Consider the following 26,275-nt stretch of genomic DNA (forward strand, 5'->3'; position numbering starts at 1 on the left):
ATGCTAGATAAGGTAAGGCTTACCTTGCAATGAGTTGTTGAAGGGAAGGACCGTCATGCGGGTCGTCATGCTCGGCTATCAGACCTGGGGTCACCGCACGCTGCAGGCGTTGCTGGACTCCGACCACGAGGTCGTTCTCGTCGTCACCCACCCGAAAAGTGAGCATGCCTACGAGAAGATCTGGGACGACAGCGTCGCCGAACTCGCCGAGAAGAACGACGTCCCCGTCCTGCTGCGCAACCGCCCCGACGACGCCGAACTCCTCGACGCCGTACGGGAAGCACGGCCGGACATCATCGTCGCCAACAACTGGCGGACCTGGCTGCCGCCGGAGCTGTTCGACCTCCCGCCGCACGGCACCCTCAACGTCCACGACTCGCTGCTGCCGTCGTACGCGGGCTTCTCGCCGATCATCTGGGCGCTCATCAACGGTGAGCCGCGCGTCGGCGTCACCGCGCACCGCATGAACGGCGAACTCGACGCCGGGGACGTCCTGATCCAGCGCTCGGTCCCGGTCGGACCCACCGACACCGCGACCGATCTGTTCCACCGGACCGTCGACCTCATCGCGCCCATCGTCCGCGAGTCGCTCGACCTGATCGCCTCCGGCCGCGACGCCGGCCAGTGGGTCCCGCAGGACCGCGGCCGCGCCAGCTTCTTCCACAAGCGTTCGGCCGAGGACAGCCGCATCGACTGGAGTTGGCCCGCGGAACGCCTGGAGCGCCTCGTACGGGCCCAGTCGGACCCGTACCCCAACGCGTACGCCTTCCACCGCGGAGAACGGCTCAGGATCGTCTCCGCGGCCGTCTCGGACGGACGCTACGGCGGCACCCCGGGCCGGATCTTCATCCGCGAGGGCGACGGCGTGGTCATCGTGGCGGGACCCGATGCCCATACCGGGCGCGGCCAGGGCCTGTTGGTGCGCAGGGTGCGCACGGACGACGGCACCGAGTACGCGGCCGGCGACTACTTCCGAACCATGGGCGGGTACTTGACGTCCCGGCCCTGATTGGGCGGCCCCACGTCGGCCGGCGGACTTCGGCGGTGGGGCAGGGGTAGGGGCTCGGAAAAGTGTGACACTTCTCGCGAAAGTGTCACACTTTTTCGGAGACACCCGGCTGCCCGGCCCCGGCCGGGGAGGTGCCGTCGTGGTGATGCCGCCCCAGCGGGATCACCAACGGCGTGCCGCTGACCGGGTCCGGCGTGATCCGGCAGCGCAGGTCGAAGACGTCTTCGACGGTCGCCTCGGTGACGACATCGGCGGGCGCGCCCTCGGCGACGATCCGGCCGGCCTTCATGGCGATGACGTGATCGGCGTACCGGCAGGCCTGGTTGAGGTCGTGCAGCACCATGACCACGGTGCGGCCCTCGCGCCGGTTGAGGTCCGTGATCAGATCGAGTACGTCGATCTGGTGGGCGAGGTCGAGATAGGTCGTCGGCTCGTCGAGGAGCAGGACCGGGGTGCCCTGGGCGACGGCCATGGCGATCCACGCGCGTTGCCGCTGGCCGCCGGAGAGTTCGTCGACCGGGCGCTCGGCGAGGTCGGTCAGGTTGGTCGCCTCCAGGGCCGCGTGCACGGCCTCCTCGTCGGCCGCCGACCACTGTCGCCACCAGGTCTGGTGCGGGGAACGGCCCCGGCCGACCAGGTCGAGGACCGTCAGTCCCTCGGGCGCCACCGGCGTCTGCGGCAAGATGCCCAGTTTGCGGGCGAGTTCACGGGTCGGCACGGACCGCAGCGCGACGCCGTCCAGCTCCACCACGCCCTGGCGCGGAGTGAGCAGCCGGGCGAGCGCCCGCAACAGGGTCGATTTCCCACACGCGTTGGCTCCGACGATCGCCGTGATCCGGCCGGTCGGCACCGTCAGGTTCAGGTTCTCGACCACGGGCCGTCCGTCGTAGGCGAGATGAAGATCACGCGCCCGCAACTCCGGCCCGGCGGCCGGTGATTCGGACGTCCGCGGGGCGCGCGGGTCAGTGGTCGACATGCGATCAGCCTCCAGAGCCCGCGCGGTTGGCGCGGATGAGCAGCCACAGCAGGACCGGCGCGCCGAGGGCGCCGGTGACGATCCCGACCGGCAGTTCCGTCCCCGGGACCGCCTCGCGGGCGAGGAGGTCGGAGCCGAGGACGACGAGCGCGCCGGTGAGACCGGAGACGAGCGGGGGCGGCGACGAGGTGCCCGCCAGCCGCTGCGCGATCTGCGGACAGGCCAGCGCGACGAACGCCACCGGACCGGCAGCCGCCGTACCGAACGCGACCAGGCCCACACCGGCCAACAGCAGGGCCAGCCGGACGGGTTGGACGGGGGTGCCGAGCCCGGCGGCCACGTCGTCGCCGAGCATCAGCGTGCGCATCCAGCGGCCCATGCCGAGGGTGATCGGCAGGAGTACGGCCAGGGCGATGGCCAGGGAGTCCACCTGGTTCCAGGTCCGGCCGTTGAGGTTGCCGACCAGCCAGCCGAGGGCAGCCTCCGCCTCGAAGCGGTTGCCGCGCGCCACAAGGAAGTTGGTGGCGCTGGAGCAGATCCAGGACACCCCGATGCCGACGAGGATGATGCGGTACCCGGTGGCCCCGCCCTTCCACGCCAGCACGTACACGAGCAGTGCGGTGGCGAGCGCGCCGAGCAACCCCAGCGTGGACAGCCCGAGTCCACCGGTCCAGCCGAGAACCACCGCCGCCACCACGGCGGTTCCGGCGCCTTCGGTGAGCCCGATCATGTCGGGGCTGGCCAGCGGATTGCGGGTCATCGTCTGGAACACAGCCCCGGAGACCCCGAACGCGACGCCGACCAGCAGCCCGACCAGGGCACGAGGCAGCCGTAGATCCTGGACGACGATGACCGTTCCCGCGTCGCCCGAGCCCCACAGGGCGCGGATGACGTCGGTGAAGGCGACGGGGTAGTCGCCGATGGTCAGGCCCCAGCAGAACAAGAGGAACGCGCCGAGCGCGACGCCAACTCCCGTGAGCAGCAGGCGTGGACGCAGCACGCCGGAGACCGGGGGCACGGTCAGCCGGAACGGCCGGTCGGCGAGGGCGGCGCGCGCGGGAGCGACTACGGGTGTGGGCACGCTCATACCTCCGCGAGCTTCCGGCGGCGGACCAGGACGATGAAGAACGGGCCGCCGAGGAAGGCGACGAGGACACCGGCCTGGATCTCGGTCGGGCGGTCCACCATCCGGCCCAGGATGTCGGCGGACAGCAGCAGGAGGGGCGCGAGCGCGGCCGAAAGGGGCAGCAGCCAGCGGTAGTCGGGGCCGATCCCGGCGTACTGCGCGAGGACCCGTGCGATGTGCGGGACGACCAGACCGAGGAAGACCACGGGACCGATGACCGCGACGGACGCGCCGGTCAACAGCACGACGGCGGTGACCCCTTGGAGCCGTACGAGACCCAACCGCCGTCCCAGGGAGGCGGCCACGTCGTCGCCGAGGGCCATGCTGTTGAGGGCGGGCGCGCAGGCCAGAGCCAGGATCGCGCCCACGACGAGGAAGGGCAGGATGCGCACCAGCTCGCCGGAGTCCTGGTCGGCGAGCGTGCCGGCCGACCAGAACCGGTAACGGTCCAGCGCGTCCTGGTCGGTGAGGACGACGGCGCTGGTGAACGACTGGAGCAGCGAGGTGATCGCGACCCCGGCGAGCGCCAACTTGACCGGCGTGGCCCCGGACCGGCCCATCCGCCCCAGGAAGAAGACCACGACGCTCGCGACCAGCGCCCCGCCGAACGCGAACCACACATAGCCGTACAGCGAGGCCACCCCGAACACCCCGACCGCCATGACGATCGCGAAGGACGCCCCCGCGCTCACCCCGAGAATTCCCGGGTCCGCGAGGGGATTTCGGGTCAGGGCCTGCATCAGCGCGCCGGACAGGCCGAGCGCGGCGCCAGTCGTCAGGCCGAGCAGTGTGCGGGGCACGCGCACCGACCAGATGACGTTGTCGACGAGGCGGCTGGGCGGATGCCCGAGAACCGAGCGCACGACCTGGTCGAGCGGGACGCTGAGCGCGCCGAGGGCGACCGACAGGAGGGACAGCAGGACGAGCAGGGCGACGATCACCGTCACCAGCACCGTGGTGCGAAGCCTTCTGCCTGAAGCCACGTGCCGGTCTCCATGTCGTCTTCCGGGTCATCTTCCGTGCTCTGGAGCCCTGTTGGCGGACCACCGGGCAGCCCGGCCAGCAGCTTAGGTGAGCATAACCTCAGTGGCTGTGACGTGGACCTGTGGTTCCGGGGTGGGTCTATCAAGTAAGGCAATGCTTACCTTACTATGCGAGCGGTCGCGGCTCCGCTGAGCCGTTCCATACGCATGGGGAGGCACGGGCAGCTGTGGCGGGCAACACGCTTTCTTCCGCACGGGCAACGGAGACGAACGACTTCTGGCGACGGCGGTTCGCGTCACCGGTACCGGAGACGTCCCTGCCGCTGGACTTCCCCCGTCCGCCACGCCAGGACGGCACGGCGCCCCGCGCGCGACGCGCGACCCCCCTCGCCGTGACAGCCGACGAGGCCACCCAACTCACCGCCTTCGTCACCCTGTTGCACCGCTACGGCGGCACGACGGCCACCGAGACGGCGGTAGCCCACGAGGGACTCCCGCTCCGCGTCACGATCGACGGCGACACCCCGTTCGCCCAACTCCGCGACCAGATCACGGCCGTTCGAGAGGAGGCCGTAGCGCACCACCTCCCGACCACCGATCTGCTACGGCTGCTCGCCCCCGAACCCTTCCGCAGCGGCGGGCTGTTGTGCGCCACGGGCTTCGGCGCCGACCCCTGGGACGAGACCGGCCCACTGGACCTGGCCCTCACGGTGACCGACGGCGAGGTGTCGGCGGACTACCGCACCGACCTCTTCTCGCCGGCCACGGTCGACCTGGTCCTCGGCCACTACGGCACCCTCCTCGCCGACGCCGTCGTCCGCCCGGACACCCCGGTCGCCGACCTCGAACTACTCGGCGCGGACGAACGGCACCGCATCCTGCACGGCTGGAACGACACCGAGCACGACGTCCCCGCGCTCACCTGGCCGCGCATGTTCGCCGACCAGGTCGCCGCCCGTCCGGGCGAGATCGCCCTCATCCACGAGGACGTCCGCCTCACCTACGCCGAACTCGACGCCCGCGCCTCGAAGTTGGCGCACGCCCTGGTGGCCCGGGGCGCCGGTCCCGAGCAGGTCGTCGCGCTCGCCGTACCGCGCTCGGCCGACATGATCGTCGCCGAGGTCGCCGTCCTGAAGTCGGGCGCCGCCTATCTCCCGGTCGACACCGACTACCCGGCCGACCGCATCGCCTACATGCTCGCCGACGCCCGCCCGGTCTGCCTCGTCACCACCGCCGAGATCGCCCCCGACCTCCCGCCGGACCTCGACCCGCTGGTGCTCGACGCCCCGGAAACGGTCGCCGAGCTGGCCGCGTACCCGACCCAAGGCCCTTCCACCGCCGACGAGTTGACGACCGCCCATGCGGCCTACGTGATCTACACCTCCGGCTCCACCGGCCGCCCCAAGGGCACCGTCCTCTCCCACGCGGGCGTCGCGAAACTCGTCGCCACCCAGCAGGAACGCTTCGGCATCGGCCCGCACAGCCGGGTCCTCCAGTTCGCCTCGCCCAGCTTCGACGTCGCGTTCTGGGACCTGTGCCTCGGCCTGCTCTCCGGCGGCCGCCTGGTCGTCGTACCGGCCGACCGCCGCGTCCCCGGCGCCCCGCTCGCGGACTACGCCGACGAGCACGGCATCACGTTCATGATCCTGCCGCCCGCGCTCCTGGCCGCGATGCCCGAGGACGTCCAACTCCCGCCCCGGGCAACCCTGCTGGCGGGCACGGAACGCGTCTCGCCCGAGCTGGTCGGCCGCTACGCGCGCGGCCGGATGATGTTCAACGCCTACGGCCCGACCGAGGCCACCACCAACTCCACCCTCGGCCTGTGCGACCCGGACACCCCGCCCGGCACCATCGTGCCCATCGGCATCCCCGACCCCGGCACCCGCGCCTACGTCCTCGACGACCGGCTGCGCCCGGTCCCCGCCGGTGTCACGGGAGAGCTCTACCTCGGCGGCGCCGGCCTGGCCCGCGGCTACCTCGGCCGCCCCGCCCTCACCGCCGAACGCTTCGTCGCCGACCCCTTCGGCGCCCCCGGCGCACGCCTTTACCGCACGGGCGACTTGGTCCGCTGGAAGGCCGACGGCCGCCTGGAGTTCCATGGCCGCGTCGACACCCAGGTCAAGATCCGCGGCTTCCGCATCGAACCCGGCGAGATCGAGTCCGTCCTGCGCTCCCACCCGTCCGTCGACCAGGCCGCCGTCGTCGTCCGCGAGGACCGTCCCGGCGAACGCCGCCTCGCCGCCTACGTCGTGCCTTCGCTGGACGTCGAGGCGAGTCCCGACGAGGGGGTGGCCGAGTGGAAGGACCTGCACGAACTCCTTTACTCCGCCGCCGGATCGGAAGGCTTCGAGGAGAACTTCGCCGGCTGGAACAGCATGTACGACGGGCTGCCCATCCCCCTCGCCGACATGCGCGAGTGGCGCGAGGCCACCCTCGACCGCATCCGCGCGCTACGACCCCGGCGCATCCTGGAAATCGGCGTCGGCAGCGGCCTGTTGCTGTCCCGGCTGGCTCCGGACTGCGACGAGTACTGGGGCACCGACCTCTCCGAGGAAGCCGTACGCGCTCTGGACGCCCAGGTCTCCGCGGTTCCCGAACTGGCCGACCGCGTCACCCTGTTGGCGCGCCCCGCGCACGACCTCTCCGGTCTGCCCGAGGGCCACTTCGACACGGTCGTCGTGAACTCCGTCATCCAGTACTTCCCCGGTGGGGACTACCTCACGGGCGTACTCCGTGACGCGGCTGCTCTACTCGCCCCCGGCGGCGCGGTGTTCGTCGGCGACGTACGCAACCTGCGACTGCTCCGTACCCTGAGCGCGGCCGTCGAGAGTGGACGGCCACGGGACGAGGAGGACGACGACAAGGAAGCCCTGCGCGCCGCCGTGGACCGCGCTGTCGCCTGGGAGGGCGAACTCCTCGTCGACCCCGACTACTTCACGAGCCTCGACGGACTCAGCGCCGACATCCGCGTCAAGCGCGGCACGCACCACAACGAACTGACCCGGTACCGCTACGACGTTGTGCTCCGACCGCAGACGGATGCCGCCGAGGAGACGCCCGAGTCGCCCTGGCCCGCGCTGGGTTCGGTACAGGCGCTGGACGAACTGCTCGCCGGGAGCCGGGACTTGCTGCGGATCACCGGCATCCCCAACTCCCGCCTCGCCGACGACCTCGCCGCGCTCGACGCCCTCGCCGACAGCAGCAGGCCGGCCGCCGGACCGTACGGTGTGGATCCCGAGGCCCTGTACGAGATCGCCGCGCGGCACGGCTACGAGGTGGCGCTGACCTGGAACGGGGGTGCGGAGGACGGCAGTTTGGACGCCGTGTTCGCACCCGAGGGGTCCGGGCAGGCGCTCGTCCGCTACCTTCCCGGCGGTGGACACCCGCTCACGAACCGCCCCGCGCCCTTCCGCAACGTCAACGCCCTGATGTCGACACTGCGGACGCATGCCACGGAGTATCTGCCCGACTACATGGTCCCGGCCGCGTTCGTGCCGCTGGACCGGCTGCCCGTCACCCCGAGCGGCAAGCTCGACGCCGCCGCGCTGCCCGTCCCGGACCTCACCCGCCTGCTCACTGCGGGCCGGGCGCCCGAGACGGCCCGCGAGCACCTGCTGTGCGACCTGTACGCGCGGGCACTCAAGGTGCCCTCGGTCGGCGTCGACGACGACTTCTTCGCGCTCGGCGGCGACAGCATCGTCGCCGTCCAACTCCTCATCCTGGCCCGCCGCGCAGGCCTGGAACTCACCCCGCGAGACGTCTTCCGGCACCGTACGGTCGCCGAACTCGCCACGGTAGCCCGCACGGGCACGGCCGACGATGACGACACCACCCCGTGGCAGAACCTGAGCGAGGAGGAACTCGCCTTCGCACAAGGTGAGTTCCCCGTCACCGTCGAGGAGGCCCTGCCCCTCGGCCCGCTCCAGGAAGGCTTCTTCTTCCACGCGCTCGTCGACGGCGCCGAACTCGACGCGTACGTCGTCCAGCAGGTCATCGAACTGTCCGGACCGGTCGACGGCACCCTGCTCCGCGAGGCCGCCCAACGGCTCATCGACCGACATGCCCCGTTGCGCGCCTGCTTCCGCCAGACACCCGACGGCCGCCCGGTCCAGCTCATCGCCACCGGTCTCGAACTGCCCTGGCGCGAAGTGGACTTGGCCGCAGAGGACGACACCACCGTCCGCCGCACCCTCGCCGAGGCCGTCGCCGCCGACGAACGCGCCCAGCGCTTCGACCTCGCCCGCCCGCCGCTGATCCGCTGCGCCCTCATCCGCTTCGGCGAGGACCGCAGCCGACTCGTTCTGACGTTCCATCACATCGTCGCGGACGGCTGGTCCTTGCCGGTCCTGCACCGCGAACTCCTTGCCCTCTACGGCGAGAACCCGCCCCCCCTCCCCGAAGCCGCCCCGTACCGCGGCTACCTCCGCCGCATCGCCGGCGCCGACCGCGAGGCCGCCCGAGCCGCTTGGAGCACCGCACTCGCCGGGGTCGACGAGCCGACCCGACTGGTGGAGACCCCGGCGCCTGCCGGGCCCGTCGAACCCGCCCAGATCCGCGTCGAGTTGAGCGAGCGGGTCACCTCTCGGCTAGCCGCCCGCGCCCGTGAGCGTGGAGTCACGCTCGGCACGCTTGTCCAGGGCGCCTGGGGTCTGCTTGTCGGCCGTATGACGGGCCGCGAGGACGTGCTGTTCGGCACCACGGTCGCCGGACGTGACGCCGCTGTCGACGGCATCGAGTCGATGATCGGCCTGTTCATCAACACCCTGCCCACCCGCCTGCGTTGGGCTCCGGGCGACACCCTGGGCGGGCTGCTCGACCGGCTCCAGGACGAGCAGAGCGCGCTCCTCGACCACCAGCACCTCGGCCTCGCCGACATCCAGCGCGCCACCGGGCACGCGGGCGACGGTGAACTCTTCGACACCCTGGTGGTGTTCGAGAACTACCCCGGTGGCGAGGGCGCCCCGGGCATCACCGACCCCAGCGGCACGATCGCCGTCGCCGGGCACGCCTTCCACGACGCCGTGCACTATCCGCTGGCCCTCATCGTCAAGCCCGGTCGCCGCCTGGACCTGCGCCTCAAGCACCATGCCCGGCGCCTCGACGCCGACGCCGCGCAGTCCCTCGCCGACCGGCTCACCCTCATCCTGCACGCGCTGGCGGACGACCCCGGCGCCCGCGTCGCGGACCTCGACCTGCTGACGCCGGACGAGCTGGCCTCGGCCCACCCGGCGGGGGAGACCCGGCCGGTTCCGGCCACCACGCTCGCCGCCGCGTTCGCCGCGCAGGTCGCGCGTACTCCGGACGCCACGGCGATCGTCTTCGACGGCACGACGGACGTGGAGCGTACGGCCCTCACCTACGCCGAACTCGACGCCCGCGCCGAGGAGTTGGCCGTACGACTGCGGGCCGAGGGAGTGGGACGGGAACGGTTCGTCGCCGTCGCCGTACCCCGCTCGGCGGAGCTGATGGTGGCACTGCTGGGCGTCCTCAAGTCGGGGGCCGCCTACCTGCCCCTCGATCTGGACTATCCGGCGGAGCGGCTCGCGTACATGCTGGCCGACTCGGGGGCGACGACGGTCGTCACGACGGAACGGGACGCGCACCGGCTGCCGTCGGTCGAGGGCCTGGACGTGGTGCAGGTGGATGGAGCGGGAGGGGGAGAAGGCGCCCCGTCTGCCCAACTCCCGGACCCCGCCCGCCCCGACGACCCCGCCTACCTCATCTACACCTCCGGATCCACCGGCCGCCCCAAGGGCGTAGTCGTCACCCACCGAGCCATCGGCAACCGACTGGCCTGGATGCAGGGCGCGTACGAACTCGCCGCAGACGACCGGGTGTTGCAGAAGACGCCGTCCAGCTTCGACGTGAGCGTGTGGGAGTTCTTCTGGGCGCTGCGCGAGGGCGCAGCAGTCGTCCTCGCGGCGCCGGACGGACACCGCGACCCCGCCTATCTGTCCCGTCTGATCCGGGCCGAGGGCGTCACGACGATGCACTTCGTGCCCTCGATGCTGGAGGCCTTCCTCGCCTCCGACGAGGTCACCGCCGACCCCGCGTGGGCGGCCAGCCTGCGCCGCGTGTTCAGCAGCGGCGAGGCCCTCTCCGCGTCCGCCGCCCACCGCTGGCGCGAGCTGACCGGCGTTCCGCTGCACAACCTCTACGGCCCCACCGAGGCCGCCGTCGACGTGACGTACCACGCCTACGACGGCGCGCCCGACACCACCGTGCCCATCGGCCGACCTGTGTGGAACACCGGTCTGCGCGTGCTCGATTCGTGCCTGCGCCCGGTGCCGGACGGCGTACCCGGCGAGCTGTACCTGACCGGCGTCCAGCTGGCCCGCGGCTACCACCGGCGCCCCGCGCTCACCGCCGACCGCTTCGTCGCCGACCCGTATGCCACCGAACCCGGCACCCGCATGTACCGCACCGGCGACCTCGTGCGCCGCCGCCCCGACGGCACGATCGACTACGTCGGCCGCACCGACCGCCAGGTCAAACTCCGCGGCAACCGGGTCGAACTCAGCGAGATCGAGGCCGAGTTGACGAGTCTCCCAGCGGTGGCCCGGGGCGCCGTCGTCATCCGCGACCAGCGGCTCGTCGCCTACGCGGTGCCGTCGTCCGGAGCCACGCTCGACCCCGCCGAGCTGCGCGCCGCTCTCGCGGACGTGCTGCCCCCGCCCCTGGTCCCCGAGGCGTACGTCGTCCTCGCCGACCTTCCGCTCACCCCGAGCGGCAAGCTGGACCAGGCCGCGCTGCCCGCCCCCGAGGCCGAGCACGCCGAACGCCGTTCGCCCGCGGGGCCGTTGGAGCAGCAGCTCACCGAGATCTTCGCGGCCGTCCTAGGTATCGAGGACGCGGGACCGGACGACGACTTCTTCCGGCTCGGTGGCGACAGCATCAGCTCCATCGGCGTCGCCAGCCGGGCCCGCGCGGCCGGCCTGGAGCTGAGCCCGCGCGACGTGTTCACGCACCGCACCCCGGCCGCCCTCGCGACGGCGGCCGGCACTGCAACGGCAGCCCCGAGCAACCGAGTCGAGGCGTTCACCCTCACCGAAGCCGAGCACACCCGCGTCCGCGCCGTCGCCGCCCCGGCGGAGGTCGCCGACGTATGGCCGCTGGCCCCCCTCCAGGAGGGCCTGTTCTTCCACTCGGCGTACGACGAGGGCGCGTTGGACGTCTACACCGTCCACGAGACCTTCGACTTCGCGACCCGCCTCGACACCACCCGGCTGCGCGCCGCCGTCCGCACCCTCCTCGACCGCAACCCCGGCCTGCGCGCGGGCTTCACGAGCGACGGCCTCGACCAGCCGGTGCAGTTCATCGTCGAGGACCCGGAGATCCCCCTCGAAGAGGTCGACCTCACCCTCCTCCCCGCCGCCGAACAGGACGTACTCCTCCGGGAGTTGACGGACGCCGAACGCAACCGCCGCTTCGACCTCTCCGCACCCCCGCTCTTCCGCCTGCTGCTGCTCCGCCTCGGCGCGGAACGCGGCGACCGGCTCGTCATCGGCCGCCACCTGATCCTCTGGGACGGCTGGTCGGCCTGGCTGTTTCTCGACGAACTGTTCGCGCTCTACGAGACGGGCGGCAACGCGAACGCCCTTCCCGTACCGGGCAGTTACCGCGACTACCTGACCTGGCTGGAGGAGCAGGACGACTCGGTCGCCACGGCCGCCTGGCGTACCGCGCTCGCCGGTCTCGAGGAGCCGACGCTGCTCGCGCCCACCGCCACGGACGGCCTCGAACCGGTCATCCCCGACCAGCTCGACGTACACCTGTCCGCCGAACTCGGCGACCGGCTCCGCGAGTTGGCCCCGGCCCACGGCCTGACCCTGAACACGATCCTCAACGCGGCCTGGGGACTCACCCTCGCCTCCGCGACCGGCCGCGCCGACGTCGTGTTCGGTACGACGGTCGCCGGCCGCCCCAGCGAGGTCCCGGACGTCGGCAACATCATCGGCCTGTTCCTCAACACGGTCCCGACCCGCATCGCCCTCGACCCCGCAGAGCCGGTCCTCGACCTGCTCCGCCGCGTCCAGGGTGAACGCCTCGACCTCATGCCCTACGAGCACTTGAGTCTCGGTGTGCTGCAGGCCGAGACCGGCCACCGCAAGCTCTTCGACACGCTGTTCGTGCTGCGCAACAACGACACCGAGGAGCGGTTGGCGGACCTGAAGACCCGGCACGGCGCCACGGCCGTCGCCAACGTCGACGCCACGCACTACCCGGCCAACCTCGTCATCACCCCGGGCAGCGAGATCGCCGTCACCCTCACCCACCGCCCCGACCTCGTCCCAACTGAGCGCGCCCAGGCCCTCCTCGACCGTTTCGCGCTTCTCGTCGACCGCCTCACCGCCGACCTCACGGCCCCGGTCGGCTCCCTCGACCCGCTCCTTCCGGTCGAACACGCGGCGCTACGACGGGAGTCGGCGGCCAGCCGCGTCCCCGACCCCGAGGACACCATCGCCGACCTGCTGGCCGCGCAGGCGGAACGCACCCCGGACGAACGCGCCCTCGTCTTCGGTGAGCGCAGCATGACGTACGCCGAACTCGACGCCGCCGTCAACCGGTTGGCACGACTGCTGATCGACCGCGGCGCGGGCCCCGAAAAGGTCGTAGCCCTCGCCCTGCCGCGTTCCCTCGACATGGTGGTCGCCCTCTTCGCGGTCCTGCGCACCGGAGCGGCCTACCTCCCCCTGGAGTTGGACCATCCGGCCGACCGCCTCTCCCTGATGCTGGCCGACGCCCGCCCGCTCCTCCTGCTCAGCACCACGGCCGTATCCGCCACGCTGGACGGGGAGATGACCCGCGTCCTGTTCGACGACCCGGCGATCAAGGGGGAGTTGGCAAGCCAGTCGGACGCTCCGGTCCGGCTCCGCTTCAGCCTCGAACACCCCGCCTACGTCATCTACACCTCCGGCTCCACCGGCCGCCCCAAGGGTGTCGTCACCCCCTACCGGGGCCTGACGAACATGCAGTTGAACCACCAGAAGGAGATCTTCGAACCCGCGATCGCCTCCGCAGGCGGGCGGCGCCTGCGCATCGCTCACACGGTGTCCTTCGCCTTCGACATGTCGTGGGAGGAACTGCTGTGGCTCGTCGAGGGCCACGAAGTGCACGTCTGCGACGAGGAGTTGAGGCGTGACGCCGAGGCGCTGGTCGCCTACTGCGAACGGCACCGCGTCGACGTCGTCAACGTCACCCCCACCTACGCCCGACTCCTCATCGAGCAGGGCCTGTTGGAGGGCCACGTCCCGCCGCTGGTTCTCCTCGGCGGCGAGGCCGTCCCCGAGACGGTGTGGACGGCACTGCGCGACACCGAGGGGACGTACGGCTACAACCTGTACGGGCCGACCGAGTACACCATCAACACCCTCGGCGGCGGCACCCTCGACAGCGACACCCCGACCGTCGGCAAGCCCATCCGCGGCACCCGCGCCCACATCCTCGACGCCTGGCTGCGCCCGGTGCCCGACGGCGTACCCGGCGAGCTGTACATCGCCGGAATCGGCCTGGCCCGCGGCTACTTGGACCGCCCCGCGCTGACCGCCGAACGCTTCGTCGCCGACCCGTTCGGCGAACCCGGCGAACGCATGTACCGCACCGGCGACCTGGTGCGTCGCGACCCCGACGGCAACCTCGACTTCCTCGGCCGCACCGACGACCAGGTCAAGATCCGCGGCTACCGCATCGAACCCGGCGAGATCGAAACCGCCCTCAGCCGCCACCCGTTGGTCGCCCAGGCCGCCGTCGTCGTCCGCGACGAACGCCTCGTCGGCTACGTCGTCCCCTCCGGCGTCGACTCCGCCGAACGCACCGCAGCCGAGGCCGCGCAGGTGGGGGAGTGGCAGGAGATCTACTCCGACGAGTACGAGGAGATCGGCACCGCCGTCTTCACCGAGCAGTACGACGGCTGGGACAGCTCCTACGACGGACAGCCCATCCCCTTCGAGGAGATGCACGAGTGGCGCGAGGCCACCCTCGCCCGCATCGGCGCCCTCAAGCCCCGCCGCATCCTCGAAATCGGCGTCGGATCAGGCTTGTTGCTGTCCCGGCTCGCCCCCGACGCGGAGGCGTACTGGGCAACTGACTTCGCCGCGCCGGTCATTCGCAAGATCGGCGAGGAAGTACGGCGCGACCCGGCCCTTGCCTCCAAGGTCGAACTGCGCTGCCGCCCGGCCGAGGACCTGAGCGGTCTGCCGTTCGCCTACTTCGACACCATCGTCATCAACTCCGTCATCCAGTACTTCCCGAGCATCGACCACCTGACCGCCGTGCTGCACGGCGCGATGGAACTGCTCGCGCCCGGCGGCGCGTTGTTCGTCGGCGACGTCCGCAACCTGCGCCTCGCCGACACCTTCCACACCGAGATCCAGCGCACCCGGGGCACCGCCGAGGCGGACCTGGAGCGGGCGGTGGAACGCGGCCTGCGCCTGGAGAAGGAACTCCTCGTAGACCCCGACTACTTCACCACTCTCGGCTACGGCGTCGACCTGCGCACCAAGCGCGCCCACCACCACAACGAACTGTCCCGCCACCGCTACGACGTCGTCCTCTACGCCGACGAGCCGGACGTACGCCTGGACAACGCCCCCTCCGTCGACTGGGCCACCGGCAACACCATCGGCGAACTCCTGCGGGGCGACTGGTCGTCGGCCGAGGCGATCGGCGAGCTCCTGCGCGGTGGTTGGTCCGCGACCGGCGCCACCACCGAACGCCCGCGCGGCGAACACCCCGAGGCGCTCCGCTTCACCGGCATACCCGACGGCCGCACGACCGAGTCCGGCGTCGACCCCGAGCACCTGCACGAACTCGGTACGGCGGCCGGCTATCGGGTGCTGACCACTTGGTCGAGGGAGGCAGGGACCTACGACGCCGTCTTCCTGAAGTCCGCCGAACTACGCCTGACCGGCGGCCTGTTCCGCCCCGGCGGCGGTACGCACCCCTATGCCAACGACCCCACCGCCGCCCGCGAGGCGAGCGCGCTGGTACGGCGGCTGCGCGAGGACCTGGGCCGCGAGCTGCCCGACTACATGGTCCCGTCCGCCTTCGTCACCGTCGACGGCCTGCCCATGAACGCCAACGGCAAGCTGGACGTCCGTGCCCTGCCCGACGCCGAACCCGCCGTCGCCCTCGGCGGCGGACGCGGCCCGCGCACCCCACAGGAAGAGGTGCTCTGCCGCCTGTTCGCCGAGGTGTTGGGTCTGCCGGAGGTCGGCGCCGAGGACAACTTCTTTGACCTGGGCGGCCATTCACTCCTCGCCACCCGACTGGTCAGCCGCGCCCGCACCGAACTGGGCGCCGAACTCGCCATCCGCGACCTCTTCGAGGCCCCCACCCCGGCGCTGCTCGCGGGCCGCGCCGACCAGGCGAGCCCGGCCCGCCCAGCGGTGACCCCGGTCGCCGAACGGCCCGAGCGCATCCCGCTGTCGGCCGCCCAGCGACGGCTGTTGCTCGTCGAGGAGATCACCGGCAGCGGTGTCGCCTACAACTTCCCGCTGGTCTTCCGACTGCGCGGCACCCTCGACACCGAGGCGCTGACCGTCGCGCTGAGGGATGTCGCCGGCCGCCACGAGGCCCTGCGGACGGTGTTCCCGACGCACGAGGGCGAGCCGTACCAGCGGATCGTCCCGGTCGAAGATGTGGCCGTGTCGTTCACGGTTCTCGACTGCGCGGAGGATGACCTGCCCGCGCTGATCGAGTCCGCCCAGCGCCGCCCCTTCGACCTCACCACCGAACTCCCGTTGCGGTGCGAGGTGTTCAGGCTCGGTCCGGACGAGCACGTCGTCGCCGTCGTCCTGCACCACATCACCACCGACGAGTGGTCCGACCGCCCCTTCCTCGCCGACCTCGACACCGCTTACGCGGCCCGCCGTGAGGGACGGGCGCCCGAGTGGGCCCCGCTGCCGGTGCAGTACGCCGACCACACCCTCTGGCAGGACGACCTCCTCGCCCGTACCGGCGAGGCCCAACTCGCCCACTGGGCCCACGCGTTGCGTGGTCTGCCCGACGAACTCGCCCTGCCCACCGACCGACCTCGCCCCGCCGAACCGACCGGCCACGGCGGCAAGGTCCGCCTGGAACTCCCGACCGCCACCGGCCACGCCCTGCGCGACCTCTCCGGTGCCACCGGCACCAGCATGTTCATGCTGTTCCAGGCAGCCACCGCCGCACTCCTGAACCGGCTCGGCGCGGGCGAGGACATCCCGCTCGGCGCACCGATCGCCGGCCGCACCGACGAGGCTCTCGCCGACCTGGTGGGCTTCTTCGTCAACACGCTGGTGCTGCGCACGGATGTGTCCGGCGACGAGCTGACCTTCCGCGAACTCCTGGGCCGGGTAAGGGAGTCGTCCCTCGCCGCCTTCGAGTACCAGGACCTGCCCTTCGACCGGGTCGTCGAGGCCCTCAACCCGCCCCGCGTGGCCGGGCGCAACCCGCTCTTCCAGGTCATGCTCGGCTACCACCACCGCCCCGACGGCGATCCGGACGTGCTCGGCCTCGCGACCGAGTGGTTCGACATGGACACCGGCATGGCGAAGTTCGACCTGCACTTCACTTTCGTCGACGAGACGGGCAGTGACCGGGTGGTCCTGCTCCTGGAGTACGCGACCGACCTCTTCGACGTGTCGACAGCCGAACGAATCGCCGGTCGCATGGCGCGCCTGCTGGACCAGGCGGCAGCCGAACCCGACCGTGCCGTAAGGGACTTCGACCTTCTGGCGGACGCCGAGCGCGCGCTGGTCCTGGGGGAGTGGAACGACACCGAGCACGTCGTCCCGTCCACCACCCTCCCGGAACTCTTCCGCGCCCAGGCCACCAAGTCCCCCGACGCCACGGCCCTCGTTTTCGAGGGGCAGCAACTGACGTACGCGGAGCTGGACGCCCAAGTGGAGCGCACGGCAAGGGTGTTGGCCGCGCTGGGTGCGGGCCCCGAGCGAACCGTGGCCGTAGCCCTCCCGCGCTCGCTCGAACTCGTCGTCGCCCTGCTCGCCGTCCACCGCGCCGGAGCCGCCTACCTCCCGCTCGACCCCGACTACCCGGAGGACCGCCTCGCCCTGATGGTCGAGGACGCCCGCCCGGTGTACGTCATCCGCGACACCCTGCCGACTGGCCCCGAGGGCCAACTCCCCACGTCCTACGACCCGTCGAGCCCGGCGTACGTCATCTACACCTCGGGTTCCACCGGCCGCCCCAAGGGCGTCGTCGTTCCGCACGAGGGCATTGTCAACCGGCTGCTCTGGATGCAGGACGCGTACGGTCTGACGGCAGCCGACCGGGTACTCCAGAAGACGCCGTCGAGCTTCGACGTGTCGGTGTGGGAGTTCTTCTGGCCGCTGATCGTCGGCGCCACCCTGGTAATCGCCCGGCCCGAAGGCCACCGGGACCCGGCCTACTTGGCTGGGCTGATCCGTGAACAGGACGTCACCACCGTCCACTTCGTGCCCTCCATGCTCCAACTCTTCCTGGAGGAAGCCGCCGCAGCCGACTGCACCGGCCTGCGCCGAGTGATGTGCAGCGGCGAGGCCCTGCCCGTCGCCCTCACCCACCGTTTCCACGACGTCCTGACCACTGCCGAACTCCACAACCTCTACGGCCCCACCGAGGCCTCGGTCGACGTGACGGCCGTGGAGATCGGCCCCGACGCGAAGGGCGTTCCGATCGGCCGCCCGGTCTGGAACACCCGCACCTACGTCCTCGACGCCGGCCTGCGCCCCGTACCGCCCGGCGTCCCGGGCGAGTTGTACCTCGCGGGCATCCAGCTCGCGCGTGGCTACCTCGACCGGCCCGGCCTGACCGCCGAGCGGTTCGTCGCCGACCCGTACGGCGCCCCGGGCACCCGCATGTACCGCACCGGTGACCTGGCCCGTTGGAACGCCGACGGCACGGTCGAGTACCTGGGCCGCACCGACGACCAGGTGAAGGTCCGCGGCTTTCGCGTCGAACCCGGCGAGATCGAGGGCGTGTTGACGGCGCACCCGTCCGTTGCCCAAGCGGTCGTGGTGGTTCGGGAGCAGCGCCTCGTCGCGTATGTGGTGCCGGCCGGGGACATGGCGGCACTCGGAGCCCACACCGCCGCCGTCCTCCCCGCCCACATGGTCCCGGCCGTCTTCGTCACGCTCGACGCGCTTCCCCTCACCCTCAACGGCAAGCTCGACCGCGCAGCCCTGCCCGCCCCCGACTTCACGAGCAACGCTGGTACGGATGCGGGTACTTCGCCCCGCAGTCCGCGTGAGGAGATCCTCGCCGGGCTCTTCGGTGACGTGCTCGGCCTCGAACGCGTCGGCGCCGACGGCGACTTCTTCACCCTCGGCGGCCACTCCCTGCTCGCCATGCGCCTGGTCAGCCGCGTACGCACGGTACTTGGCGCCGACCTGACCGTCCGTACCGTCTTCGAGGCATCCACGCCCGCGCTTCTCGCGGCCCGCCTGGACGACCGGGCCGGCGGACTGCCCGCCCTCGTCGCCGCCGACCGCCCCGACGAACTCCCGCTCTCCTACGCCCAACAGCGGCTTTGGCTCCTGCACCGCATCGAGGGGCCGGGAGCCACCTACAACATCCCGGCCGCGTGGCGCCTGACCGGCACGCTCGACCGGGACGCCCTGTCCGCCGCGCTCGACGACCTGGCCGTACGGCACGAAAGCCTGCGCACGGTCTTCCCCGAACGGGACGGCCGCCCCCACCAGGTAGTGCTGGACGAGGCTTCCGTGCCCCTCCACCACAGCCGCGTCACGGAGACCCAACTGCCCGCCCGCCTCACCGAGGCCGCGGCGCGAGGCTTCGAGATCGACCGCGAACTCCCCGTCCGCGCCCACGTGTTCGAGGTGAGTGAGGACGAGCACGTCCTGCTGCTGGTGCTGCACCACATCGCCGGCGACCAGTGGTCCGACGGTCCGTTGTGGCGCGACCTGGCCACCGCCTACGAGGCCCGCCGCGAGGGACACGCACCCGCGTGGGCGCCGCTCCCCGTGCAGTACGCCGACTACGCCCTCTGGCACCGCGAGGCGCTCGGCGATCCCGACGCCCCCGACAGCCGCCAGTCCCGTCAACTCGCGTACTGGCAGGACGCCTTGGCGGGCCTGCCGGACGAACTGGCGCTCCCCACCGACCGCCCCCGCCCGCTGGAGAGCAGTCACCAGGGCGGTGCGATCGGCCTGACGCTGGACGCCGAACGGACACGGGAGCTGCGCGCGTTGGCCCGACGCCACGGCGTCAGCATGTTCATGGTCACCCAGGCCGCCGTCGCCGCACTGCTGCACCGGCTCGGCGCCGGAGACGACATCCCGCTGGGCGCACCCATCTCCGGGCGAGGCGACGAACAGCTCGAAGACCTCGTCGGTTTCTTCGTCAACACCCTTGTCCTGCGCACCGATCTGTCCGGCGACCCCACGTTCGCCGACCTGCTCACCCGCGTCCGGGACACCGACCTCGCTGCCTACGAGCACCAGGACCTGCCCTTCGAGCGCCTGGTCGAGGCGATCAACCCGGCCCGCTCCCTGGCCCGGCACCCGCTCTTCCAGGTGATGGTCGTCCACCTCGACGACGAGGGCGCCACCCCCGCCCTGCCCGGACTGACCGCCCGCCGTGAGGAACTCGGCCAGCAGGGCGCCAAGTTCGACCTCAGCTTCGACTTCGTCGAGCAGGGCGAGAACGGCATGCGGTGCTGGATCGAGTACAGCGCCGACCTCTTCGACGAGTCGAGCGCCGAACTCCTCGCCCAGCGGCTTGAGTTGCTGCTCGCTCAGGTCGCCTCGGAACCCGACCGACGTATCGGCGCACTCGACGTCCTGCGCGACGACGAACGCGCCCTCGTCCTCACCGACTGGAACAACACCGCCCGCACCGTCCCCGACCTCACCCTCCCGGAACTCTTCCGCGCCCAGGTCGCCCGCACCCCCGACGCCACGGCGGTGGTCTTCGAGGACACCGCTCTCACCTACGCCGAACTCGACCTGCGCGTAGAGCGGTTGGCTCACACGCTTGCCGCGCGGGGGGCCCAGGCCGAGGCCGTCGTAGCCGTAGCGCTGCCCCGCTCTCTCGCCCTCGTGGTGTCCCTCCTCGCGGTCCACCGCGCGGGCGCCTCCTACTTGCCCCTCGACACCGGCTACCCGGCGGAACGGCTCGCGTACACGCTCGCCGACGCCCGGCCGGTCTGCCTGATCACCGCCGAGGGCGTCACCCTCCCGGACAGCTCCGTAGCCACCGTCACGGTGGACGCGGACGGCGCCCCCGACCACCCCGCGTACGCACCCCTGCCGACCGCCCACGACCCCCGGCTCCCCGCCTACGTCATCTACACCTCCGGCTCCACCGGCCGCCCCAAGGGCGTCACCGTCCCCCACCAGGGCATCACCAACCGCCTGTTGTGGATGCAGGACACGTACCGCCTCGACGCCGACGACCGGGTGCTGCAGAAGACCCCGGCCGGGTTCGACGTGTCGGTGTGGGAGTTCTTCTGGCCTCTGATCACCGGCGCCACGCTCGTCGTGGCCCGCCCGGAAGGCCACCAGGACCCGGTCTACCTCGCCGAACTGATTCAGCGTCAGCACATCACCACGGCCCACTTCGTACCGTCGATGCTGCGCGCCTTCCTCGATGAGCCCGGCGCCGCCGACTGCACCGACCTGCTCCAAGTCATGTGCAGCGGCGAGGCGTTGCCCGCCCCGCTGGCCGCCCGCTTCCACCAGGTCCTCCCGGGCAGCCGGCTGCACAACCTCTACGGCCCGACCGAGGCGTCCGTCGACGTCACCGCCCACGAGGTCCCCGCCGACCCGGCCACCGTGCCCATCGGCCGCCCGGTGTGGAACACCCGTACCTATGTCCTCGACGCCGGACTCCGCCCCGTACCGCCCGGTGTGGCCGGCGAACTGTATCTGGCGGGCGTCCAGTTGGCGCGCGGCTACCTGGGCCGGTCCGCCCTGACCGCCGAACGCTTCGTCGCCGACCCGTACGCCACCGAGCCCGGCGCCCGTATGTACCGAACCGGCGACCTGGCCCGCTGGACCCGGAACGGTGAACTGGAGTACCTCGGCCGCGCCGACGACCAGGTCAAGCTGCGCGGCTTCCGCATCGAACTCGGCGAGATCGAGAGCGTGTTGGCCGCCCACAAGAGCGTCGCGCACGCCACCGTCATCCTGCGGGACGAACGCCTCGTCGCGTACGTCGTGGCGGAGGGCGCTGTGGACCCGGCTCAACTCCGCGCCCACACCGCCCAGTCGCTGCCCGACCACATGGTCCCGGCCGCCGTCGTCACCCTCGACGCCCTTCCGCTCACCCCCAACGGCAAACTCGACCGCCGTGCCCTGCCCGCACCCGACTTCGCCGCCGAAGTCACCGACACCCGGCCGCGCACACCGCTGGAGGAGGCCCTCTGTGCCCTCGTCGCGGACGTGCTCGGTCTCGAACGCGTCGGTGTCGAGGACGACTTCTTCTCACTCGGCGGCGACAGCATCGTCGCCATGCAGCTGGTCGCCCGGGCCCGTGCCGCCGGGCTCACCTTCAGCCCGCGTGACGTGTTCCGCCACAAGTCGGCGGCGGGGCTCGCCACGGTGACCGCCACCACGGTCACCGCTGACCGCGACGACGACGTCACCCTGCTCGACCTCACCGACGACGAGCGCGCCGAACTGGCCGCCCTGCCCGCCGGAACCGAAGTCCTGCCCGTCTCTCCGCTCCAGGCCGGCCTGCTCTTCCACGCCGCCCTCGACTCCGGCGACGACGGACCGGACGTGTACACCGTCCAGGTCTCCTACGACCTCGAAGGCCCTCTGGACGCCGACCGGTTGCACACCGCGGCCCAGTCCGTGCTCGACGCGCACGAGAACCTGCGCAGCGGCTTCCGGCACCTGTCCTCCGGACGGCCCGTCGCCGTCGTACCGCGTACGGCCGTACTGCCCTGGCGGCAGCTCGACCTGGCGGACGACCCCGAGGAGTGGGAGCGCCTGCTCGTCCAGGAACGGCGCCGCTTCGACCCCGAACACCCGCCGCTGCTCAGGCTGTTGCTGGCCCGGCTCGGCCCGGACCGGCACCGGCTCGTGCTCTCGCACCAGCACCTCCTGCTCGACGGCTGGTCGCTGCCGCTGCTCACCGCCGAACTGTGGGCGCGCTACGAGGGCCGTACCCCGGCCACGCCCGCCCCGTACCGTGCGCATCTGCGGCTGCTGGCCGCGCAGGACCCGGCCGTCTCCACCGCCGCGTGGGCCGAGGCCCTCGGCGGACTGGCCGAGCCGACGCGGCTCGCGCCCGTCGACCCCGACCGGGCTGCCGTCGTACCGTCCACCCACACCGTGGAGTTGGACCCGGACCGCACGGCCGAGCTGGAGGCCTTCGCGCGCCGCCAGGGCGTCACCGTCAACACCCTTGTCCAGGCCGCCTGGGGCGTGTTGCTCGGGCGGCTCACCGGCCGGGACGACGTGGTGTTCGGTGCCACCGTCGCCGGTCGCTCGCCCGAACTCGCCGGCGCCGAGTCGATGATCGGCCTCTTCATCAACACCATCCCCGTACGTGTACGGGTCCGCCCGCAGGAGAGCACCGCCGCACTTCTCGACCGGCTCCAGGACGAGCAGTCCCGGCTCATCGCCCACCAGCACCTCGGCCTCGCCGACATCCAGCGGGCCGCCGGACTCGGCGAACTCTTCGACACCCTCGTGGTGTTCGAGTCGTACCCGGTCGCCGACGACGAAGAGGGCGGCGACGGACCGCGCGTCACCGTCCGCGACCACGAGGACTCCACCCACTACCCGTTCGCGTGGGCCGTCGAGCCCGCCGAACGGCTGCGGCTCACCGCCGAGTTCAGGCCCGACCTCTTCCAGCCGGCCGTCGTACGACGGATCGCGGGCGCCCTGACCGCCCTGCTCACCGGCATGGCGGCCGAGCCCGACCGTCCCGTCGGCCGTCTCGACCTGCTCGCTCCCACCGAGCGGCACACCGTCGTGGAGACCTGGAACGACACCGCGCTCCCCGCATCGGAGACCGAACGGCTCGGTACCGTACCGGAGTTGTTCGTCGCGCAGGCCGCCGCAGATCCCGGCGCGGTCGCCGTCACCGACGGCCGTACGACCTGGACGTTCGCCGAACTCGACGCCCGTACCGACCAGTTGGCCCGCGTCCTGGCCGGACACGGCGTCGGACCCGAGCGGATCGTGGCCCTCGCGCTGCCCCGCACCGCCGATCACATCGCGGCGATCCTCGCCGTGATGAAGGCGGGCGCCGCCTACCTCCCCCTCGACCCGGACCTCCCCGAGTCGCGCCTCACCGGCATGCTCGACGACGCCCGCCCTGTGTTGATCCTGGCCACGGAGGAGACGGCCGCCACGCTGCCCTCAACCACCATCCCGGTCCTGCGACTTGACGCCCCGACCGACGGACTGCCGGAGGCCGAACCGGTCGCCCCCGGCCCCGACCACCCCGCCTACGTCATCTACACCTCCGGCTCCACCGGCCGCCCCAAGGGCGTCGTCGTCACCCAGCGAGGCATCGCCAACCTCTTCCACAGCCACCGGCACGACCTGCACGAAGTCGCCAAGCGGCGCACCGGACTTCGGCGGCTGCGGGTCGGGCACGCCTGGTCGTTCTCCTTCGACGCCTCCTGGCAACCGCAGTTGTGGCTGCTGGACGGGCACGCGCTGCACATCGCCGACGACGAGACCCGCCGCGACCCCGAACTCCTCGCCGCGTTCATCCGCGACCGGGGCATCGACTTCATCGAGGTCACCCCGTCGCTGCTCGCGCAGATGGCGGACAGTGGGCTGATCGGGGACGAGGGCGACTGCCCGCTCTCCGTGGTCGGCTTCGGCGGCGAGGCCGTACCCGAGTCGCTGTGGGCGCGGTTGGCCGCGCTCCAGGACACCGAGGCGTTCAACCTCTACGGCCCCACCGAGGCCACCGTCGACGCGCTCGTCGGCCGGGTCCGCGACAGCGCCACCCCGGTCGTCGGACGGCCGGTCCACGAGTCCCGCGCCTATGTCCTCGACACCACCCTGCGCCCCGTACCGCCCGGCGTCACAGGGGAGCTGTACCTAGCGGGACCGGGCCTGGCCCGCGGCTACCTCGGTCGGCCCGAGCTCACCGCCGAACGCTTCGTCGCCGACCCGTACGCCACCGAGCCCGGCCGGCGCATGTACCGCACCGGCGACATGGCCCGCTGGACCGAGGACGGCCAACTGGAGTTCGCCGGCCGCACCGACGATCAGGTCAAGATCCGCGGCTACCGCATCGAACTCGCCGAGATCGAGGCCGCGTTGGACACCCACCCGGCTGTCACGCAGACCTTCGTCGTCGCCCGCGAACACCGGCCCGGCATACGGCAGTTGATCGCCTACGCGGTCGCCGACGAGGTTGACGGGGCCGAACTCCGCGCCCACGCCGCCTCCGCGCTGCCCGACTACATGGTCCCGGCCGCCGTGGTCGTCCTCGACCGGCTGCCGCTGCTGTCCAACGGCAAACTCGACCGATCCGCCCTCCCCGCACCGGACTTCACCGCGCAGGGCGGCGGCCGGGCCCCTTCGGGCGACACCGAGCGCACCCTCCGCGACCTGTTCGCGGACGCCCTCGGACTGCCCGCCGAGGCCATCGGCACGGACGACGACTTCTTCACCTTCGGCGGTGACAGCATCGTCGCCATGCAACTGGTCGCCCGAGCACGCGCCGGCGGGCTGCGGGTCACGCCCCGGCAGGTCTTCCAGCACCGAACTGTCGCCGCCCTGGCCGCTGTTGCCGTCCCGCTCGGCACCGACGAACGGCACGCCGTCCACGACGACGGCACCGGCGCCGTCCCGCTCACCCCGATCATGCGCGGCCTGCTGGAGCGCGGCGGACCCATCGCCGCCTACCACCAGGCGGCGCTGGTCCAGACCCCGGCCGACCTGACCGGACCCGGCCTGCTGACCGTGCTCACGGCACTCGCCGACCGGCACGACATGCTCCGGGCCCAACTCGTCCGTGAGCCCCAGTGGTTGCTGCGGGTACCGGCCACACGCGACACCGACGTGAGCACCTGGCTCACCTGCGCCGACGTGCGCGGGGCGGACGAGGACGAACTGCGCGCGGCCATCTCCCGCCACGCTGAGGCGGCCCGGGCCGGGCTGGACCCGGACGCGGGGGTGATGGTGCGGGCGGTCTGGTTCGACGCCGGACCCGGACAGCCCGGCCGACTCCTCATCCTCGTCCACCACTTGGTGATCGACGGTGTCTCCTGGCGCGTCCTGCTGCCCGACCTGGCCACCGCCTGGGCAGCGGTCAGGGGCGGCGGCACACCCGAACTCGCCCCCGTGGAGATGTCGTTCGGCCGCTGGTCCCGACTCCTCGGAACCCGCGCGACCGACCCGGCCACCGAGGACGAGCTGCCGTGGTGGACCTCCGCCCTCGCCGAGGGCGCCGAACTCCCGCTGGCCCGCCCGCTCGACCCGGCCCGGGACACGGTCGCCACCACCCGCCACGTCTCCGTGTCCCTGCCCGCCGACGTCACCGGCCCGCTGCTGAGCCGGGCCCCGGCCGCGTTCGGGGCCACCGTCAACGACGTACTGCTCACCGCGTTCGCACTGGCGGTCGGCGACTGGCGTACCCGCACCCTGGGTGCCGAACAGCAAGGCGGGCCAGTACTGGTGGACGTGGAGGGCCATGGTCGTGAGGAGCAACTCGCGGGCGACGCCGACCTGTCCCGTACGGTCGGCTGGTTCACCAGCGTCGTGCCCGTACGACTCGACCCGGGCGAGGCCGAGTTGGCGGACGCCGTCACGGACGGACCCGCGCTGGACGCGGCCCTGGCCCGGGTCCGCGAGCACCTCACCGCGCTGCCCACCGCCGGTATCGGACACGGCCTGCTGCGCCACCTCAACCCCGAGACGGGCGCGCGTCTCGCCCAACTCGGCGAGCCGCAGATCGAGTTCAACTACATGGGCCGCTTCGACCGCCCGGCGGCAGCCGACTGGTCCTACGCCCCCGAGGACGACGCCGCCGACCTCGACGCCGACTCCGGTCAGCCGATGTCCCACGCCCTGACCCTCAACGCCATCACCGAAGACCGCCCCGAGGGCCCGGAGTTGAGCGCCCACTGGGCGTACGCCGCCGAACTCCTCACCGAGGAACAGGTGCAGGACCTGGCCCGCACCTGGTTCCGGGCGCTGGAAGCGGTCGTACGACGAGCGGCCGTACTCGACAAGTCCTGACGACCCCGAACAAGCCCTGAC

The 26,275-nt window shown here is 71.9% G+C and carries 5 protein-coding genes; 2 read left to right on the forward strand and 3 right to left on the reverse strand.

All coding sequences use genetic code 11. The annotated features are described in order from the left end of the window. Window positions 1-55: 55 nt before the first annotated feature. Window positions 56-1,009, forward strand: a complete 954-nt coding sequence (locus OG504_RS43745) for a methionyl-tRNA formyltransferase (protein WP_405996580.1) — start codon at window positions 56-58, stop codon at window positions 1,007-1,009. Between the two features lie 85 nt (window positions 1,010-1,094). On the opposite strand, the gene OG504_RS43750 is transcribed toward OG504_RS43745, so the two are convergent. From OG504_RS43750 to OG504_RS43760, 3 genes are read right to left on the reverse strand one after another with little or no spacing between them, the layout of a single operon-like run. Beyond that, the gene (locus OG504_RS43750; protein WP_405994730.1) at window positions 1,095-1,985 is read right to left on the reverse strand and encodes an ABC transporter ATP-binding protein; all 891 of its coding nucleotides are present in this window, start codon (window positions 1,983-1,985) and stop codon (window positions 1,095-1,097) included. 4 nt (window positions 1,986-1,989) lie between these two features. Next, the gene (locus OG504_RS43755) at window positions 1,990-3,072 is read right to left on the reverse strand and encodes a FecCD family ABC transporter permease (RefSeq protein ID WP_405994731.1); all 1,083 of its coding nucleotides are present in this window, start codon (window positions 3,070-3,072) and stop codon (window positions 1,990-1,992) included. Further along, window positions 3,069-4,064 (reverse strand): FecCD family ABC transporter permease, encoded by a 996-nt coding sequence (locus OG504_RS43760; RefSeq protein ID WP_405996581.1) that lies wholly within the window; start codon window positions 4,062-4,064, stop codon window positions 3,069-3,071. Before OG504_RS43760 ends, OG504_RS43755 begins: the two co-directional genes overlap by 4 nt. Window positions 4,065-4,321: 257 nt before the next feature. On the opposite strand from OG504_RS43760, the gene OG504_RS43765 reads away from it, so the two are divergent. After that, window positions 4,322-26,254, forward strand: a complete 21,933-nt coding sequence (locus tag OG504_RS43765; RefSeq protein WP_405994732.1) for a non-ribosomal peptide synthase/polyketide synthase — start codon at window positions 4,322-4,324, stop codon at window positions 26,252-26,254. The last annotated feature ends 21 nt before the right edge of the window (window positions 26,255-26,275 follow it).

Source organism: Streptomyces sp. NBC_00986 (genome assembly GCF_045162565.1).
Lineage (GTDB): Bacteria > Actinomycetota > Actinomycetes > Streptomycetales > Streptomycetaceae > Streptomyces.

Coding starts and splice junctions, on each gene's coding strand:
- OG504_RS43745 (WP_405996580.1), top strand. CDS start 56: ATGCGGGTCGTCATGCTCGGCTATCAGACCTGGGGTCACCGCACGCTG.
- OG504_RS43750 (WP_405994730.1), bottom strand. CDS start 1,985: ATGTCGACCACTGACCCGCGCGCCCCGCGGACGTCCGAATCACCGGCC.
- OG504_RS43755 (WP_405994731.1), bottom strand. CDS start 3,072: ATGAGCGTGCCCACACCCGTAGTCGCTCCCGCGCGCGCCGCCCTCGCC.